Source organism: Pseudomonas sp. HOU2 (genome assembly GCF_040729435.1).
Classification (GTDB): Bacteria; Pseudomonadota; Gammaproteobacteria; order Pseudomonadales; family Pseudomonadaceae; genus Aquipseudomonas.
The window spans coordinates 4,260,423-4,277,770 of sequence record NZ_CP160398.1; the positions used below are offsets into that span (position 1 = coordinate 4,260,423).

The 17,348-nt window shown below is 60.1% G+C and carries 12 protein-coding genes; 4 read left to right on the forward strand and 8 right to left on the reverse strand.

Features of this window, described 5'->3' with window-relative positions; translation table 11 throughout:
• Nucleotides 1–44: 44 nt before the first annotated feature.
• Complete coding sequence (locus ABV589_RS19165) at nucleotides 45–1,586, forward strand: alkaline phosphatase D family protein (protein WP_367083074.1); 1,542 nt, start codon at nucleotides 45–47, stop codon at nucleotides 1,584–1,586.
• A gap of 16 nt (nucleotides 1,587–1,602) precedes the next feature.
• Here the strand turns inward: ABV589_RS19165 and ABV589_RS19170 are convergent, their stop codons facing one another.
• From ABV589_RS19170 to ABV589_RS19180, 3 genes are all read right to left on the reverse strand, one after another.
• Nucleotides 1,603–2,004 carry an endonuclease domain-containing protein gene (locus ABV589_RS19170; protein ID WP_367083075.1) on the reverse strand — a complete coding sequence of 134 codons (402 nt, stop codon included), beginning with the start codon at nucleotides 2,002–2,004 and terminating at the stop codon, nucleotides 1,603–1,605.
• Between the two features lie 622 nt (nucleotides 2,005–2,626).
• Nucleotides 2,627–5,155, reverse strand: coding sequence for a sulfite reductase flavoprotein subunit alpha (locus ABV589_RS19175; RefSeq protein WP_367083077.1), 2,529 nt, complete (start codon nucleotides 5,153–5,155; stop codon nucleotides 2,627–2,629).
• Between the two features lie 214 nt (nucleotides 5,156–5,369).
• Nucleotides 5,370–7,694: a TonB-dependent siderophore receptor gene (locus ABV589_RS19180; RefSeq protein ID WP_367083079.1), complete on the reverse strand. Its 2,325-nt coding sequence runs from the start codon at nucleotides 7,692–7,694 to the stop codon at nucleotides 5,370–5,372.
• A 207-nt stretch (nucleotides 7,695–7,901) separates the two neighbouring features.
• On the opposite strand from ABV589_RS19180, the gene ABV589_RS19185 reads away from it, so the two are divergent.
• On the forward strand, nucleotides 7,902–8,582 hold the full coding sequence (locus ABV589_RS19185; RefSeq protein WP_108591450.1) for a Fe2+-dependent dioxygenase: 681 nt from the start codon (nucleotides 7,902–7,904) through the stop codon (nucleotides 8,580–8,582).
• A complete protein-coding gene (locus tag ABV589_RS19190; RefSeq protein ID WP_367083080.1) occupies nucleotides 8,579–9,319 on the forward strand; it encodes a tetratricopeptide repeat protein in 741 nt (246 codons plus the stop codon). Before ABV589_RS19185 ends, ABV589_RS19190 begins: the two co-directional genes overlap by 4 nt.
• Before the next feature lie 150 nt (nucleotides 9,320–9,469).
• Here the strand turns inward: ABV589_RS19190 and ABV589_RS19195 are convergent, their stop codons facing one another.
• From ABV589_RS19195 to ABV589_RS19215, 5 genes are all read right to left on the reverse strand, one after another.
• Nucleotides 9,470–10,633, reverse strand: a complete 1,164-nt coding sequence (locus ABV589_RS19195; protein ID WP_047291221.1) for a type III PLP-dependent enzyme — start codon at nucleotides 10,631–10,633, stop codon at nucleotides 9,470–9,472.
• Between the two features lie 643 nt (nucleotides 10,634–11,276).
• A complete protein-coding gene (locus ABV589_RS19200) occupies nucleotides 11,277–12,434 on the reverse strand; it encodes an ABC transporter ATP-binding protein (protein ID WP_003221591.1) in 1,158 nt (385 codons plus the stop codon).
• A complete protein-coding gene (locus ABV589_RS19205) occupies nucleotides 12,431–13,084 on the reverse strand; it encodes an ABC transporter permease (protein WP_329696102.1) in 654 nt (217 codons plus the stop codon). The genes ABV589_RS19200 and ABV589_RS19205 overlap by 4 nt, the downstream gene beginning before the upstream one ends.
• A gap of 12 nt (nucleotides 13,085–13,096) precedes the next feature.
• A complete protein-coding gene (locus tag ABV589_RS19210; protein ID WP_367083081.1) occupies nucleotides 13,097–13,990 on the reverse strand; it encodes a glycine betaine ABC transporter substrate-binding protein in 894 nt (297 codons plus the stop codon).
• Nucleotides 13,991–14,011: 21 nt separating this feature from the next.
• Nucleotides 14,012–14,701, reverse strand: a complete 690-nt coding sequence (locus tag ABV589_RS19215; protein WP_177327464.1) for an ABC transporter permease — start codon at nucleotides 14,699–14,701, stop codon at nucleotides 14,012–14,014.
• A 448-nt stretch (nucleotides 14,702–15,149) separates the two neighbouring features.
• Between ABV589_RS19215 and ABV589_RS19220 the strand changes: the two genes are divergently transcribed.
• A complete protein-coding gene (locus ABV589_RS19220; protein WP_007965665.1) occupies nucleotides 15,150–16,733 on the forward strand; it encodes a peptide chain release factor 3 in 1,584 nt (527 codons plus the stop codon).
• Nucleotides 16,734–17,348 lie beyond the last annotated feature (615 nt).

The window sequence follows — 17,348 nt, forward strand, 5'->3', positions numbered from 1 at the left end:
CATGTGCGCATGCTTAAGTTTTCCTTTTTTCAGGGAGAACACGCATGAGCGATTTCGATATTGGCCGCCGACGGGTCATGCAAGTGGTCGGTGCCGGCCTGCTGATGCCGGGGCTGGCGCCGGCGGTGATTGCGTCGGTCAAGGATCGGCCGCAACTCACCGACGGCGTGCAGTCCGGCGACCTGCAAGGCGACCGCGCGATGATCTGGAGCCGCAGCGACCGGCCGGCGCGGATGGTGGTCGAGTGGGACACCCGCAGTCAGTTTCGTCACCCGCGCCGCGTGGTCTCGCCACTGGTCGATGCACGCACAGACTTCACCGCCCGCGTCGAACTCACCGGGCTGCCTGCCGATCAGGCGATTTTCTATCGGGTGTATTTCAAAGACGCGCAATCCGGCGTCCCCAGCGAGCCGTGGCTCGGCCATTTGCGCAGCGCTCCGAAGGCGCGGCGCAATATCCGTTTCGTCTGGAGTGGCGACACCGTCGGCCAGGGCTTCGGCATCAACCCGGACATCGGCGGCATGCGTATCTACGAATCCATGCGCCTGCGCCTGCCGGACTTCTTTATCCACAGCGGCGACACCATCTACGCCGACGGCCCGGTGCCCGCGCAACTCACCACCGAAGGCGGGCGGATCTGGCGCAACCTCACCACCGAAGCCAAGAGCAAAGTCGCCCAGACCCTCGACGATTATCGCGGCAACTACCGCTACAACCTGATGGACGAAAACATCCGCCGTTTCAACGCCGAAGTCCCGCAGATCTGGCAGTGGGACGACCACGAAGTGGTCAACAACTGGTCGCCGGGCAAGCAGCTCGACGAGCGTTATCAGGAAAAAGATATCCACACCCTGGTCGGCCGTGCACGCAAGGCCTGGCTGGAATATTCGCCGATGCGCCTGCAAGCGGCAGACGGCGGCGGGCGGATTTATCGCAAGCTCAGCTACGGGCCGATGCTCGATGTGTTCGTGCTCGACATGCGCAGCTATCGCGGGGCCAATGACGACAACCTCGGCGCGGCCAAAGCGTTTTTGGGGCGCGAACAACTGGACTGGCTCAAGCGTGGCTTGAAGCACTCCAGGGCGCAGTGGAAGGTGATCGCCGCCGACATGCCGATCGGCCTCGGCGTACCCGACGGTGAAGTCAGCCCGGGCGTGGCGCGCTGGGAAGCGGTGGCCAACGGCGATCCCGGCCCGGCGCAGGGACGCGAGCTGGAAGTCGCTGAACTGCTCGGTTTTCTGCGGGCGCAAAACGTGCGCAATTTCGTGTTTCTCACGGCGGACGTGCATTACTGCGCGGCGCATCACTACCACCCGGATCGCGCGGCGTTTCAGGACTTCGAACCGTTCTGGGAGTTTGTCGCCGGGCCGTTGAATGCCGGGAGTTTCGGTCCTAATCCGCTGGACAAGACCTTCGGCCCGGAAGTGGTGTTCCAGAAGGCACCCCCGACCCAGAATGCTTCACCGTTTGCCGGGTTTCAGTTCTTTGGCGAGGTGAACATCGAAGGGCAGAGCGGGGAGATGAGTGTGGTGTTGCGGGATTTGAATGGGGTGGCGGTTTTCGAACAAAAACTGCAGCCAGTCTGAAGTTCAAAAACAACCCTCACCCCGGCCCTCCCGAAATGTCGGACCGCTTGGAGGGTGAGGGTGTTTTTCGATTCGCGGCAATTCTTGTGATTTGCTCCAGTACATCATCGATCTGCTGCATTACTTCGAGATTACTGAATCGCACAACTTCAATGCCCTGACGTTCCAGGAAAAGCGTCCGACGTTGATCGTGGATCAAGCCCGCTATTTCATAGTGTTGACCCCCATCCAGCTCAATCGCCAGTTTCAGCTCTACGCAGTAAAAATCCAGGACATAGGGCGGACATGGAAACTGCCTGCGGAATTTCAGATTGGCGACTTGGCGTGAACGAAGTTTTTGCCAGAGTAATTGTTCGCAATCGGTTTGGCTGCTGCGTAACTGGCGGGCGAACTGAGCGAGAGTGAGGCGATTTTGCATGCTTCACGATCCTTGTGAAGTGGCTGGAAATCTCACTGTAGACGAGGACCCTCACCCCAGCCCTCTCCCGGAGGGAGAGGGAGCCTACGGAGTTGTATCGAGTTGTACATCGACCTGAAAGACCTAGTCGATTATGGACTCGGTGAATCACCTTCGTAGCGGCGTAATTCGGCATCCCCCAATCAGCTCCCTCTTTTTCGGGGAGAGGGAGCCTACGGAGTTGTATCGAGTTGTACATCGACCTGAAAGACCTAGTCGATTATGGATTCGGTGAATCACCTTCATAGCGGCGTAATTCGGCATCCCCCAATCAGCTCCCTCTTTTTCGGGGAGAGGGAGCCTACGGAGTTGTATCGAGTTGTACATCGACCTGAAAGACCTAGTCGATTATGGATTCGGTGAATCACCTTCGTAGCGGCGTAATTCGGCATCCCTCTATCAGCCTCGTCTTCTTTGGGGGGAGGGAGTCTACGGAGTGGTTTCGAGTTGTACGTCGACCTGAAAGACCGAGTCGATTATGGATTCGGTACATCACTTTCAGGTCGGCGTATTTATCCGGCATCCCCCAATCAGTCCCCTCTCCCTCCGGGAGAGGGTTAGGGTGAGGGGCTCTTTGGCTGAGTCAGTACACGTCGCGGCGGTAGCGGCCCTGTTCGATCAGGTGCTCGACTTCAGCGGCGCCGAGGATGTCGTTGAGTGCCTGATCGACGCCAGCGGCCATGCCCTGCAGGCTGCCGCAGATGTAGATCACCGCACCGTCAGCCAGCCATTTCTTCAGCTCGTCAGCGGATTCGCGCAGGCGATCCTGGACGTAGATTTTCTGCGCCTGATCCCGCGAAAACGCCAGATCCAGTCGCGCCAGGTCGCCATTGATCAACCACTCTTCCAGCTCCGCCCGGCAGAGGAAATCGTGCTCGCGATTGCGTTCGCCGAACAGCAGCCAGTGACGCTGCTGACCGTCGGCGATGCGCGCCTTGAGCAGACTGCGCAGCCCGGCCAGCCCCGTGCCGTTGCCCAGCAGAATCATCGGCACCGGTTCGTTCGGCAAGTGGAAGCCACTGTTGCGCCGCACGCGCAGGCTGATGCTGCCGCCCACGGGCGCATGCTCGGTCAGCCAGCCGGAACCGATGCCCAGGCTGCCATCGGCGTGTTGTTCCTGACGCACGATCAGTTCCAGCACGCCGTCGGCGGCAATCGAGGCGATCGAGTATTCGCGCATCGCCAGCGGCACCATCGCATCCACCAGCGCTTGCGCATGCAGGCCGACCAGATGCGCGCGATGTTCGGGCAACTGGCGGCTGGCGAGGGCGACTTCCAGCGGTTCTTCGAGGCCGTTGATCTTCACCGTGGTTTCGCCACGAATGCCAAGGCCGTCGAGGAAGTGTTCGATGGCCCACGGGCAGTTGCGCGGCAGCACTTCCACCAGATCGCCGGCCAGCCAGCTGCTGGTGCTCGGCGCCTTCAGGCCCAGCAGGTACACCGGCGCGCCGCTGCTGTCGGGGTTCATCAATTCGCGGCTGACCAGCGTCCAGTTGGCGTAGCTCGGCGCTTGCCAGGTGTCGACCGGCGCTTGTCCGGTCAGCTGCCCGAGCTGGGTTTGCCAGTGGCGCAGGGCGTACGGGTCGCCGCTGTCGACTTCCACCGGAGCGAACAGGGTCTTGCCACCGTGTTCGCCCAGCCATTGATGCAGACGTCGGGCGAAACCGCAGAAATGCTGATACTGGCGGTCACCGAGTCCGAGTACCGCATAGTTCAGACCGTCGAGGCTTGCAGCGTTGCTCAAGACTTTGCGCTCGAAACCACGCGCGCTGTCCGGGGCTTCGCCGTCGCCGAAGGTGCTGACCACGAACAGTGCGTTATTCGACTCACGCAAATCCTGCGCGCTGACATTCGCCAGCGGCTGCACCTTCACCGGCAAGCCGGCGGCCTGCAATTGCCCGGCGGTCTGCCACGCCAGTTGTTCGGCAAAACCGCTTTGGCTGGCGAAACCCACCAGCCATGCCGGTGTATCTGCGTTCGGTGCCTGAAGACCTTTGCGTGCGTCCTGAATCTGTTTTTTCTTGCGTCGACGATCCAGATACAGCAGCCACCCGGTGATGAAAAACAGCGGCATGCACACGGCGGCGAGGGTGACGATGATTCGTCCGACCAGACCGAAATAGCTGCCGACGTGCAGCGCGTAAATGCTGGTCAGCAACTGCGCCTTGAAGCTCTTGTCGGCATAGCGGTCGACGCGTTTGACCACGCCGGTGGCCGGGTCGAGGGTGATCTGGTTCAGCGCGCGATCATGCGGCGAGCTGTCGAGCAGGTAGAACACGGTCGCCGGTTGCCCGGCCACTGGCGGCATGCGGATGTTGTAGGCGGACAGGCCCGGGCCGGCCGCGCTGTAGATGCTGCTCCACATCGCCGCATAGTCGGCGGTCGGTGCCGGGCCTTCCGGCGCCGGGCCGCGACCGCCGCGCACACGCTCGTTTTGCGGCGCATCGGAAAGCAGTCTGGTCAGGCCCTTGTTGTACCACTCGTACGACCAGGACAACCCGGTCAACGCCAGCAGCAGATACACCAGCAGACACCAGGTGCCGGCCACCGAGTGCAGGTCCCAATTGAAGCTGCGGCCCTTTTTCTTCCAGTCGAGGGTCAGCCACACGCGCCAGCTGTTCCACTGTCGCGGCCAGCGCAGGTACAGCCCGGAGAGGCAGAAGAACAGCAGAATCAGGGTGCAGGCGCCGGTGATGTTGCGCCCGGTGTCGCCCATGGCGAGAAAGCGGTGCAGTTGCAGCATCAGGCCGAAGAAGTCCTGGCCCACCGCGTCACCCATGAACTCGCCGGTGTACGGATCGAAGTAGCGCATCTCGCCACGACGCTCGCCTTTGGGCGGGGTGAAGTAGACGCGCGCGGCGTTGCCGCTGTCGGTTTCGACCCAGAGCATCCCGACTTTCTTGCCGGAGTTCGCTTCGATGTGTTCCACCAGCTCGACGGGAGGCAGGACGCCAGCGACCTGCTTTTCCACCTGCAACACCGACGGGTTCAGCGCCCGCAGGATTTCGTCCTGGAACGAATAGGCGGCACCGGTAATGCCCATCAGGGCCAGCACCAGCCCGGCAGTGATGCCGAAAAACCAGTGCAACTGGAACAGGGTTTTCTTCAACACGTCGCTCGCCTTGTTCGTTCGAAAATTTGTCATCACGGCGCGCATTATGCCGTGGGTTATCGAGAAGCGTTCTTTATTACGCACAAAACCCCGTTCACATGAATGAACGGGGCTTTGTTCTTTGTAGGAGCTGCCGAAGGCTGCGATCTTTTGATGTTGGTTTTTAACAATCAAGATCAAAAGATCGCAGCGTGCCGCAGCTCCTACAGGTTCCTTAGAAGTGGAAGTTGGTGCTCAACAGCGCCGTACGGCCCGCCGCCTGGTTGGCGAAGTGGGTCGAGAAGGCCTTGTCGTAGTAGGTTTCGTTGGTCAGGTTCTGCACGTTGAGTTGCAGGTCGACGTTCTTGCTCAGCTTGTAGGCAGCCATCGCGTCGTAACGTACGTAGGAATCGACCATGGTGGTGTTGGCCACGCTGCCGTACACGTCGTCGACGTAGAACGCGCCGCCACCGATGGTCAGCTTCGGTGTGACCTGATAAGTGGTCCACAGGCTGGCGCTGTTTTTCGGCGTGTTGGGCAACTCGTTACCGTTGTTGATTTTGTTGGCTGGCAGGTCACCGCCGTCCACCTGTTCGCTGTCCATGTAGGCGTAGCCGGCGAACACTTGCCACTTGTCAGTGATCTTGCCGCTGGCCGACAGCTCGATACCCTGCACGCGGGTCTTGCCGGCGTTCTCGTAGGAGGTGGTGTCGACTTGTACGCGAGCGTTTTCTTTCTCGGTGCGGAACACGTCAGCGGTCAGCGACAGGCGATCGTTCAACAGATCCCACTTGGTGCCGATTTCGTAGTTCTTGGTGGTTTCCGGCTCCATGTCGCTCTTGAGCAGGTTGCCATTGCGATCCGGGGTGCCACCCAGCGGGTTGCCTTCCATGCCTTCGCCCAGGGTGTTGCCCGGTGGTGTCGCGGAGGTCGCGTAGGAGGCGTAGATGCTGCCGTTCGGTGCCGGTTTGTAGACCACGCCGAACTGACCGGTGACGAATTCGCTGGTGTCATCACCCTTGGAGGTGGTGGTGCCGGCGTTGGTGTAGGTTTTGTAGTCGGTGTAGAAGTGGTCGTAACGCAGGCCCATGTTCACCAGCCACTGCTCGGACAACTCCAGGGTGTCGAACGCATACAGCGCGTAAGTGTTGGCCTTGGTGTCGGTGCCGGCGTAGTTGCGCGAGATCGCGCCGTTCCACGGATCGTTCGGGTTCGGGTTCGACAGCGACGTGCAGTTGTAACCGCTCGAGGCGCCGATCATCGACGGGGTGCAGTTGGTGCTGGCGTTGCCCGGGCTGCGCGGTGTGGTGTCGGTGTTGACGTTGTACGAGGATTTCTGGGCTTCTTCGTAGGTGTATTCGACACCGGTGGAGAAGCTGTTCTTGAAGCCGGCGACGTAGAAATTGCCAAACAGATCAGTCTGGTTGGTGGTGGTCTCGGTGTTGCTCACCCGAGTGTTGGCACGACGCCAGACGCTGCCGTTGTTGACGTTGCCCTTGCTGTCGTCCGGCTGGGTCAGGATGTAGTCCTGCATGCTGGTGCCGTGACGCAGGGTGTTCTTGATGGTCAGCGAATCGCTCAGATCGTGCTCGATGGCGAAGGTCGCGGTGTCGGTGCGGCCCTTGCGGAAGTCGCGATCCAGACCGTAGAAGTTGCTGTGATCACCACCGGCGTACGGCTTGTCCGGGTTGGACTTGGTGCGTGCCGCCGAACCACCGGCCGGGATGGTGTAAGGAATGCCCGAGTCCGGGGTGTCGTTGCTTTCCAGATGGTAGTAATCAAGGTTGACGCGGGTGTCGGTGCCCAGGCCAAACGCCAGCGACGGGGCGATACCCCAACGGTCGTAATCGACGCTGTCGCGACCGGCGACGTTGCTTTCGTGGCTCATCAGGTTCAGACGGCCGGCAGCGGTGTCGCTGAACTGGTAGTTGCCGTCCAGGGTGTAGCGCTGGGTCTGGTCGGAACCCCAAGTGAAACCACCGTCGAATGAGTTGCCCAGGTGCGCTTTCTTGCTCACCAGGTTGATGCTGCCGCCAGCCGCGCCACGACCGCCGATGGCCGAGTTCGGGCCTTTGCTGACTTCGATGTTTTCCACGGCGAAGATTTCGCGGCTTTGCGAACCGGTGTCGCGCACGCCGTCGAGGTAGGTGTCGCCCTGGGCGTCGAAACCACGGATGAACGGACGGTCGCCCTGCGGGTTGCCGCCTTCACCGGCGCCGAAGGTAATGCCCGGCACGGTGCGCAGTGCGTCCTGCATGTTCAGGGCGCCGGTGTCTTTCAACACTTGTTGCGGGATCACGGTAACCGAGCGTGGGGTGTCGACCAGTGGCGCGGTGTACTTGGGCGAGGAGGCTTTTTCGACCTGGTAGGACGTCGGGTCCTGCGCTTCGCCGGTGATGGCGGTAGCATCCAGGGCGATGGCATTGCCGGAGGCTTTGCTGTCGGTCTTTTCTGCGGCGAAGACCATGTGGCCAGAGGAACCGGCGGTGATGGCGACACCAATGGCCGAAGCGAGCAAACGTGGTGAACTGACCGGCAATTGTGCGTGTTGACGTGACATTTTTATTCCCCTCCCCAAGGATTTGAGGCGGCGGAATATAGGGTAAACGGGTATTCGTATCAATTGCGAAACATTGTTATTCGCGACGAATTTACATTCTTTACAATTTAACCTTACGGTTTTTGCCGATTCATCCGTCGTGCGGGTTTTACATAGCCAATAAGAATCAATACCATTGGCGCCCCTTTGCCATCAGGTACGTTTGCCATGCTGCTGCACATTCCCGGCTTGTTCGCGAAAGAAGAAGTGCAGCGCATCCGCCAGGCGCTGGAGCAGGCGGATTGGGCCGATGGCAAGATCACCGCCGGCTATCAGTCGGCCAAGGCCAAACACAATCTGCAATTGCCTGAAGGTCATCCACTGGCCAAGGAAATCGGCGCAGCGATGCTCGAACGGCTGTGGAAAAATCCGCTGTTCATGTCCGCCGCGCTGCCGCACAAAGTATTCCCGCCGTTACTCAACTGCTACACGGCGGGCGGCAGTTTCGATTTTCACATCGACAACGCCGTGCGCCAGCCCAAAGGCAGCATCGAGCGGGTGCGCACCGATCTGTCAGCCACGCTGTTTTTCAGCGAACCCGAGGACTACGACGGCGGCGAGCTGGAGATCCAGGACACCTTCGGCACACAACGGGTGAAACTGCCCGCCGGCGACATGGTGCTGTACCCCGGCACCAGCTTGCACAAGGTCAATGCCGTCACCCGCGGTGCACGCTATGCGTCGTTCTTCTGGACACAAAGCCTGGTGCGCGAAGACAGCCAGCGCGCCTTGTTGTTCGAGATGGACGGCGCAATTCAGCAACTCACTCAAGACATGCCCGATCACCCGTCACTGATCCGCCTCACTGGCACCTATCACAATCTGCTGCGGCGCTGGGTCGAGGTATGAGTTTTCAACTGCGGCGCGAAGAAGTGCTCGACGGCGCCCAGCTCAGTGCCATGCTCGAAGAAAGCCCGGCCCGCGCCGCGCAGGCGATTCTGCTGGCGGCGGGGCAGGGCATTGTTGAAGCGCAGGCGCTGCTCGGACAGATTCTGCTCGATGGTCGTGGCATCGCTCAGGATCAACCGCTGGCGCTGCGCTGGTTCGGCATCGCTGCCGGGCAGGGTCATCTGATGGCGCGCAACATGCTCGGTCGCTGCCATGAGCAGGGTTGGGGCTGTGTGGCGGATGCTGCGGTTGCCGCGCGGCATTATCGGATCGCTGCGCAAAACGGGTTGGACTGGGCGATGTACAACTTGGCCAATCTGCTCGCCACCGGGCGCGGGATACCTGAGGATCAACTTCAGGCACTGGACCTGTATCGACGCGCCGCTGAATCCGGCCACGCCAAATCAATGAACCTGTTGGGACGTTATCTGGAAGAAGGGCGGGTGTGCCCGAGGGATCTGACAGCGGCTCACGACTGGTATCGGCGTTCGGCCGAGGGTGGGGATTTTCGGGGGCAGTTCAGTCATGCGGCGGTGTTGGCGGATGAGGGCAGGGTCGATGAGGCGGTTGTGTGGTTGGAGAAAGCGTTGGCGGGTGGTAATCAGAACTTCCTGCGGGTAGCAAGTCAGACGCTGGCCGCCGCAGCCGAACCCAGGTTTCGAGCCTTGGCAACGGAATACGCTCGCCGTTGCGCATGAGCCCTGCAGGAGCTGCCGCAGGCTGCGATCTTCTAGTTTTTTTCAGAATCAAGGTCAAAAGATCGCAGCCTGCGGCAGCTCCTACAGGGATCAGCAGATACAAAAAAGCCCATGACACGTCATGGGCTTTTTGCGTTTCAGCGGCGGCGCTTACACGTAGAACGATTTCAGCGGCGGGAAGCCATTGAATTCGACAGCGCTGTAACTGGTGGTGTACGCACCGGTCGACAGCCAGTACAGGCGATCACCGATGGCCAGGTTCAGCGGCAGACCGTACTTGTAGTTTTCGTACATGATGTCGGCGCTGTCGCAGGTCGGGCCGGCGATGACGACTTCTTCCATCTCGCCTTTCTTCTCGGTCCAGATCGGGAACTTGATCGCCTCGTCCATGGTTTCGATCAGGCCGGAGAATTTGCCCACATCGGTATACACCCAACGCTCGACGGCGGTGCGCGATTTGCGTGCGACCAGCACCACTTCGCTGACCAGAATACCGGCGTTGGCAATCAGCGAACGGCCCGGCTCGAGAATGATTTCCGGCAGGTCATCACCGAAGTCTTCCTTCAGGAAGCGGATGATCTCTTCGGCGTAGGTTTCCAGGCTGTTGGTGCGGGTGATGTAGTTGGCCGGGAAGCCGCCACCCATGTTGATCAGTTTCAGGTGAATGCCGTCTTCTTCTTTCAGGCGTTCGAAGATCACTTTGACCTTGGCGATCGCCGCGTCCCAGACGCTGATGTCGCGCTGCTGCGAACCGACGTGGAAGGAGATGCCGTACGGCACCAGACCGAGGTCACGGGCGAGGATCAGCAGGTCCATGGCCATGTCGGTCTGGCAGCCGAATTTGCGCGACAGCGGCCAGTCGGCGGTGGTCGAGCCTTCGGTGAGGATGCGCACATAGACTTTCGAGCCCGGTGCAGCCTTGGCGATGTTGCGCAGGTCGGCTTCGGAGTCGGTGGCGTACAGACGCACGCCCTTCTCGAAGAAGTAGCGGATGTCCTTGGACTTCTTGATGGTGTTGCCGTAGCTGATCTGATCCGGGCTGACGCCACGGCTCAGCACTTTGTCCAGCTCATAGATGGAGGCGATGTCGAAGCTCGAACCTTTCTCTTTGAGCAGGTCGATGATTTCGACGGCCGGGTTGGCCTTGACCGCGTAGTAGACCTTGGCGAATTCGAAACCGGCACGCAGGTCATCGTAGGCCTGGGCGATCATCGCGGTGTCGATCACCACGAACGGGGTTTCCTGTTTGTCGGCGAACGCCTTCATTTTCTGAAAGGTTTCGCGCGCGAAATAGTCTTCGACCTGGATCGACATGCTGGAGTGCTCCTATGGGCAAACGGGTAAAAACATGGGTGTAAATGAACGTCCTCCGTATCCCCACTTTGGTTCGCCTACTTCCCAAGGCATGTCGCCGAAAGCAAAAAGGCCACGGGCGTAACTGCCCTTGGCCTTGCTGTCTCGTCGTCAGTACTTGAGCCGGATGGATCGTTTCCAGCATGGACGTTCGGCGCGAACTTTAGGGCGTGAGGGGCCTGAGATCAACTAAAAATGTCGCGTTTCTGCACGCTTCTGACGTACGTCGCGGATATCACTCTTTGTAGCCGACCGAGATGACGGACAGATGTTCCCTGCGATTTTTGAAGTGTTAAAAATACCTGCACGTTCGCAGCTTTTGTCGGCGAAGTCGCGGGTAAGTGTGATCGGTGCAACATCGGCGACGTTGGCCGCGAGAGGCGGGGGTGAGGGGGATTTTGTTGGGTGAGGCGGGTGGTTTGGCAGGGTAGGAAGACGCGTGGGTGTTGATATTTTTTTCCGGCCTTTGAAAACCTGTGGCGAGGGAGCTTGCTCCCGCTGGACTGTGCAGCAGTCCCCGCTTTTTTTTAAAAGCAGGGCCGCTTTGCAACCCAGCGGGAGCAAGCTCCCTCGCCACAGGTTCGGTGTACGACCTTTTTATCGATCAGGCGACCACGGCCTCAGCCGGCGAGACGATATTGGTCTTCATCCCGCGCGAACGTCCCGAGCTCAGGTAAGCCGCAATCGACTCCTGCGTCACCTCACCGAGGAACACCCGCTCGGCATCCATCACCGGCAACCATGAGCGGTTGAACTCGTACATCCGCGACAAAAGGATGCGCAGATGTTCGTCGTACGCCGCCGTGGCGTTGAATTCGCGCAAATACTGCGCGCAGGTGCCGGTCTGGCGGTGCAGGTCGCGACGACGCACATAGCCCAGCGCCTTGTTCTCGGCACAGGTGACCACCACGTAGCGGCGGTCGTGCTCGTCCATCAGTTCCAGCGCATCGGCAACCGGGGTTTCCGGGCTGACCGACGGCGCGTTGTCCGCCGCGTCTTCGGCTTTCACCAGCAGCAGGCGTTTGAGGGTGCTGTCCTGGCCGACGAAGTTGCTGACGAAGTCGTCTGCCGGATGGGCGAGCAGGGTGTCCGGGTGATCGATCTGCAGCAGTTTGCCGGCGCGGAAGATCGCGATCTTGTCACCCAGCTTGATCGCCTCGTCGATGTCATGGCTGACCATGATCACGGTCTTGTTCAGCGCGCGCTGCATCTCGAAGAACTCGTTCTGGATCATCTCGCGGTTGATCGGGTCGACCGCACCGAACGGCTCGTCCATCAGCAACAGCGGCGCATCCGCCGCCAGCGCGCGGATCACACCGATGCGCTGTTGCTGGCCGCCGGACAGTTCACGCGGATAGCGATGCAGATACTGCTTGGGCTCGAGCTTGATCATGCTCATCAGTTCGCGAGCGCGGTCGTGGCATTTCTGTTTGTCCCAGCCGAGCAGTTTCGGCACCACGACGATGTTCTCTTCGATGGTCATGTTCGGGAACAGGCCGATCTGCTGGATCACGTAGCCGATGTTGCGACGCAGGGTCACTTCGTCGAGGTCGGTGGTGTCTTCACCGTTGATCAGGATCTTGCCCGAGGTCGGCTTGATCAGGCGGTTGATCATTTTCAGCGTGGTGCTTTTGCCGCAACCCGATGGCCCGAGGAACACACAGATTTCGCCTTCATTGACGGTCAGGCTCACCGAGTCCACGGCTTTGACATCTTTGCCGTTGCTCTGGAAGGTCTTGCTGAGGTTTTGAAGTTCGATCATTTGAGGAGTCCTTTTGGAGTCAGCGTACGTTGCAGCCACTGCAGGAGAAGGTCGGCGAAGATCGCCAGAAGACTGACCAGCAGCGCGCCGACGATCAGCATCGACATGTCGCTGCGGCTGATGGAGGCGAGGATCAGCACACCGAGGCCACCGGCGCCGATGGTTGCGGCGATGGTCATCACGCCGATGTTCATCACCACGGCAGTGCGCACCCCGGCGAGAATCACCGGCACCGCAATCGGCAGCTCGACCATGCGCAGGCGCTGGCCGAAGGTCATGCCGATACCGCGTGCGGCTTCACGGATACCCGGTTCGACGCCCGTCAGGGCGAGGTAGGTGTTGCGCATGATCGGTAGCAGTGAATAAAGGAACACTGCGGTGATCGCCGGCATCGGCCCGAGGCCCTGGCCGAACCTGGAATAGAACGGCAGCAGCAGGCCGAACAGGGCAATCGACGGCACGGTCAGCAGCACCGTGGCGCTGGCCTGCAAAGGCCCGGCGAGAGCCGGGAAGCGGGTCATCAGAATGCCCAGTGGCACGCCGATAAGAATCGCCAGGGTCACGGCGATGCCGACCAGGGTGATGTGCTGCCAGGTCAGGTGCATCACCTGCTGCCAGTCGAGGTGGGAAAAGGCGTTGAGAAATTCCATGACTTTTCCTCCTTAGTTGAGTGGATGCTGGCGCAGGAAATCCGCGGCCACTTTCGATGGGCTTTCGTGATCGACGTCGACCCGCGCGTTGAGCTGGCGCATGGTTTCGTCGTCGAACAGTTGCGCCAGCGGCTTGAGCTGCTCGGCCAGTTGCGGGTGCGCATCCAGATAGGCCTGACGCACCACCGGCGCGGCGGTGTAGTCGGGGAAGTAGTGCTTGTCGTCTTCCAGCAGTTTCAAGCCGAAGGCGTTGAGGCGGCCGTCGGTGGTGTAGACCAGACCGGCGAACACCTGGCCGTTGCGCAGCGCGGTGTAGACCAGCCCCGCGTCCATCTGCCGGATGTTGTTGCGGGTCAGGTTCATGTCGTAGAGCTTGACCATGCCGTCCAGACCGTCGGAGCGGTTGGCGAACTCGGTGTCCAGCGCCACCAGGTGATTGGTCTTGGCCTCATCGCGCAGCACCTTGTTCAGGTCGCTGATGGTGTTGATCTGCGGGTACTCCTCGGCGACTTTTTTCGGCAGGGCGAGGGCGTAGGTGTTGCTGAATTTCGACGGGGTCAGCCAGATCAGGCCTTTTTTCGCATCGAGTTCTTTGACTCGGGCGTAGGACTGCTCGCTGTCGAGTTTCTCGGTGACATGGTTGTAGGCCACCAGCGACACGCCGGTGTATTCCCAGAGCATGTCCAGTTGTCCGCTTTCGTGAGCGCTGCGGGCGAGGTTGCTGCCCAGACCGCCGGTGATCTGCGCGTCGTAGCCTTTGCTGCGCAGGTATTGCGCGGTGATTTCCGCGAGCAGGGTCTGCTCGGTGAATACCCGGGCGCCGAGGCGGATCACCGGCTTCTCGGCGGCTTGCGCGATTCCTGCGAACAGCAGCACGCAACCCAAGATCAAGCTAAGTCGTTTCATAAGTATTCCTTCGCAAAAGCCTTAAGACGGGCGCAAACCGCGTTCCAGCCAGAGACGGCTGGCGAGGGTGACCACGCCATCGAGCAGCAGGGCCAGCAGCGCGGTGCACGCAGCGCCGAGCAGCAGTTGCGGCTGATTGTTCAGGGCGATGCCGGGGAAGATCAGGCTGCCAAGACTGTTGGCGCCGATCAGGAAGGCCAGCGGCGCGGTGCCGACGTTGATCGCCAGTGCCACGCGCACGCCACCGATGATGATCGGCACGGCATTGGGCAACTCGACTTTCCACAACACCTGGCGCGGGGTCATGCCGATGCCGACGGCGGCTTCTTTCAGCGAACCCTGGACGTTTTTCAGACCTTCGTAGGTGTTGCGCACAATCGGCAACAGTGAGGCGAGGAACAAGGCGAAGATTGCCGGACCACTACCGATGCCGAGAATCCCCAGGGCAATCGCCAGTACGGCCAGCGGTGGCACGGTGTTGCCGATATTGAAGATCTGCATGAAGCGTTCGGCGCGGCCGACCATGGTCGGGCGACTGAGGAAGATACCGGCGGGGATGCCCACGACCAGGGCGGCCAGCATTGAAGCGAGGACGAGAATCAGATGAGCTTGCAGGTAAAACAACAAATCGTCGCGGTAGTGTTCGATCGTGTTGATGCCGATCCAGTGAACCAGCAGGGCCAGGAGCGCGATCACCACCGCACCTCCCATCAGCCCTTTGCCATAGCGGATAGCCACAGGCGGACTCCTTTTTTTGTAGTCGGCGAGCGCAGTCCCGTGTGGCATGCCATTCCTGGCCGCCGGGAGCGTCGTTCGCGAAAAGTAGCCGTTTTTCAGGGCCGGCAAAGCGGTCTGAAAGCGAGCCATGAGCGCAGCCTCGTCAGGCTAACTTGCTGATTTTTCAGCCCCTGACGAAATGTCGTAACAGGGGATGGACGTCTCCGTGCTTTAAAAGGTTCCCACATCGGATGCCATCTGGCCACCTGTAGGAGCTGCCGCAGGCTGCGATCTTTTGATTTTGTTGTGAAGAGCAAGGTCCAAAGATCGCAGCCTTCGGCAGCTCCTGCAGGGTTTTGCGCGCCCGAGGGACGGTGGTCTGGCGATCACTTTTTAAGCTATACTCGCCGCCCTTTTTTGAATCACCGCCAGGCGATTTCCCATGACCAACCAGGCCGCCGAAGTCGCGAAACGCCGCACTTTCGCCATTATTTCCCACCCCGATGCCGGTAAAACCACGATCACCGAAAAGCTCCTGTTGATGGGCAAGGCGATTGCCGTGGCCGGCACGGTGAAATCCCGTAAATCCGACCGCCATGCGACATCCGACTGGATGGAGATGGAGAAGCAGCGGGGTATTTCCATTACCACGTCGGTCATGCAGTTCCCGTATCGCGAACACATGATCAACCTGCTCGACACCCCGGGCCACGAAGACTTCTCCGAAGACACCTACCGCACCCTGACGGCGGTCGACTCGGCGCTGATGGTGCTCGACGGCGGTAAAGGCGTTGAGCCACGGACCATCGCCCTGATGGACGTCTGCCGTCTGCGTGACACGCCGATCGTCAGCTTCATCAACAAACTCGACCGTGACATCCGCGACCCGATCGAACTGCTCGACGAAATCGAAGCCGTTCTGAAGATCAAGGCAGCGCCGATCACCTGGCCGATCGGTTGCTACCGCGACTTCAAGGGCGTGTACCACCTGGCCGACGACTACATCATTGTCTACACCGCCGGTCACGGTCACGAACGCACCGAAACCAAGATCATCGAGAAACTCGACTCCGACGAGGCGCGCGCGCACCTGGGCGACGAGTACGAGCGCTTCCTCGAACAGCTGGAACTGGTGCAGGGTGCCTGCCACGAGTTCAACCAGCAGGAATTCCTCGACGGTCAACTGACCCCGGTGTTCTTCGGTACCGCACTGGGCAACTTCGGTGTCGATCACGTGCTTGATGCTGTGGTTGATTGGGCGCCACGTCCGCTGGCCCGTGTCGCCAACGAGCGTACCGTGGAGCCGGTGGAAGAGAAGTTCTCGGGCTTCATCTTCAAGATCCAGGCGAACATGGACCCGAAACACCGCGACCGCATCGCTTTCATGCGTATCTGCTCCGGCAAGTACGAGAAAGGCATGAAGATGCGCCACGTGCGTACCGGCAAGGACGTGCGCATCGGCGACGCCCTGACGTTCTTCTCGTCCGAGCGTGAACAGCTGGAGGAGGCGTACGCCGGCGACATCATCGGTCTGCACAACCACGGCACGATCCAGATCGGCGACACCTTCAGCGAAGGCGAAGTCCTCGGTTTCACCGGTATTCCGCACTTCGCCCCGGAGCTGTTCCGTCGCGTGCGTCTGCGTGATCCGCTGAAGTCCAAGCAATTGCGTCAGGGTCTGCAGCAGTTGGCTGAAGAGGGCGCGACGCAGGTGTTCTTCCCGGAGCGCAGCAACGACATCATTCTCGGCGCCGTGGGTGTGCTGCAGTTCGATGTGGTCGCCAGCCGTTTGAAGGAGGAATACAAGGTCGAGTGCTCGTATGAGCCGATCACTGTCTATTCCGCGCGCTGGATCGAATGCAGCGACAAGAAGAAGCTTGAGGAGTTTTCCAACAAGGCGGTGGAGAACCTGGCATTGGATGGCGGTGGGCACCTGACCTACCTGGCGCCAACGCGGGTTAACCTGGCGTTGATGGAAGAGCGGTGGCCGGATGTGAAGTTCCGTGCGACCCGTGAGCATCATTAAGCGCTGAGCTGGTTTGTTCGAAAGCCCCTGAGGTGTAGGCCTTGGGGGCTTTTTTTGGCTTTGGTCTTGGCGGCCTTTGGGCCGACCAGGTTCTTGATTTTTTTGTGTACATATCCGTTTTTTTGGTAACGGCTACTTAGGGTTTCGCCCTGACGGCGACTCACTTTTTTGACAAACGCCTCAAAAAAGTAAGCAAAAAAAGGCTTGCTCCTACGTTCGGCCCGCTCGCTAAAGCTCGGGGTTCCTTCGCTCCGGGATTGATCCGGGCGCAGCGCCTACGGTTTGCTTCGCTGCACCTCCTCTCGCTGTGTTTGGCTGCGCCAAACGGTCGCTGCGCTCCCGCCCCCGGATCAATCCCTCCACTCAGCCTTCCGATGTCGCCCGTGGATCAAGATCAAAAGCTTTCGGCAAGCTGACACTCGGCCATTGAGTGGTGAAAAGCATGCGTTCGGCTCTGGCTCTTCTGTGGGAGCTGGCTTGCCAGCGAAGGCGGCCTGACAGCCGACCTGAATTTAATTGAATACTCTGAATTCTCCTGTAGGAGCTGCCGAAGGCTGCGATCTTTTGATCTTGCTTTTGAGTCGTGAGAGCCAAAGTCAAAAGATCGCAGCCTAC

What these genes read in the sequence shown, in the direction of transcription:
- ABV589_RS19205 (WP_329696102.1), bottom strand. Translation starts at nt 13,084, where the DNA reads ATGGAATTTCTCAACGCCTTTTCCCACCTCGACTGGCAGCAGGTGATG.
- ABV589_RS19210 (WP_367083081.1), bottom strand. Translation starts at nt 13,990, where the DNA reads ATGAAACGACTTAGCTTGATCTTGGGTTGCGTGCTGCTGTTCGCAGGA.
- ABV589_RS19200 (WP_003221591.1), bottom strand. Translation starts at nt 12,434, where the DNA reads ATGATCGAACTTCAAAACCTCAGCAAGACCTTCCAGAGCAACGGCAAA.
- ABV589_RS19215 (WP_177327464.1), bottom strand. Translation starts at nt 14,701, where the DNA reads ATGGGAGGTGCGGTGGTGATCGCGCTCCTGGCCCTGCTGGTTCACTGG.
- ABV589_RS19170 (WP_367083075.1), bottom strand. Translation starts at nt 2,004, where the DNA reads ATGCAAAATCGCCTCACTCTCGCTCAGTTCGCCCGCCAGTTACGCAGC.
- ABV589_RS19165 (WP_367083074.1), top strand. Translation starts at nt 45, where the DNA reads ATGAGCGATTTCGATATTGGCCGCCGACGGGTCATGCAAGTGGTCGGT.
- ABV589_RS19220 (WP_007965665.1), top strand. Translation starts at nt 15,150, where the DNA reads ATGACCAACCAGGCCGCCGAAGTCGCGAAACGCCGCACTTTCGCCATT.
- ABV589_RS19190 (WP_367083080.1), top strand. Translation starts at nt 8,579, where the DNA reads ATGAGTTTTCAACTGCGGCGCGAAGAAGTGCTCGACGGCGCCCAGCTC.
- ABV589_RS19195 (WP_047291221.1), bottom strand. Translation starts at nt 10,633, where the DNA reads ATGTCGATCCAGGTCGAAGACTATTTCGCGCGCGAAACCTTTCAGAAA.
- ABV589_RS19185 (WP_108591450.1), top strand. Translation starts at nt 7,902, where the DNA reads ATGCTGCTGCACATTCCCGGCTTGTTCGCGAAAGAAGAAGTGCAGCGC.
- ABV589_RS19180 (WP_367083079.1), bottom strand. Translation starts at nt 7,694, where the DNA reads ATGTCACGTCAACACGCACAATTGCCGGTCAGTTCACCACGTTTGCTC.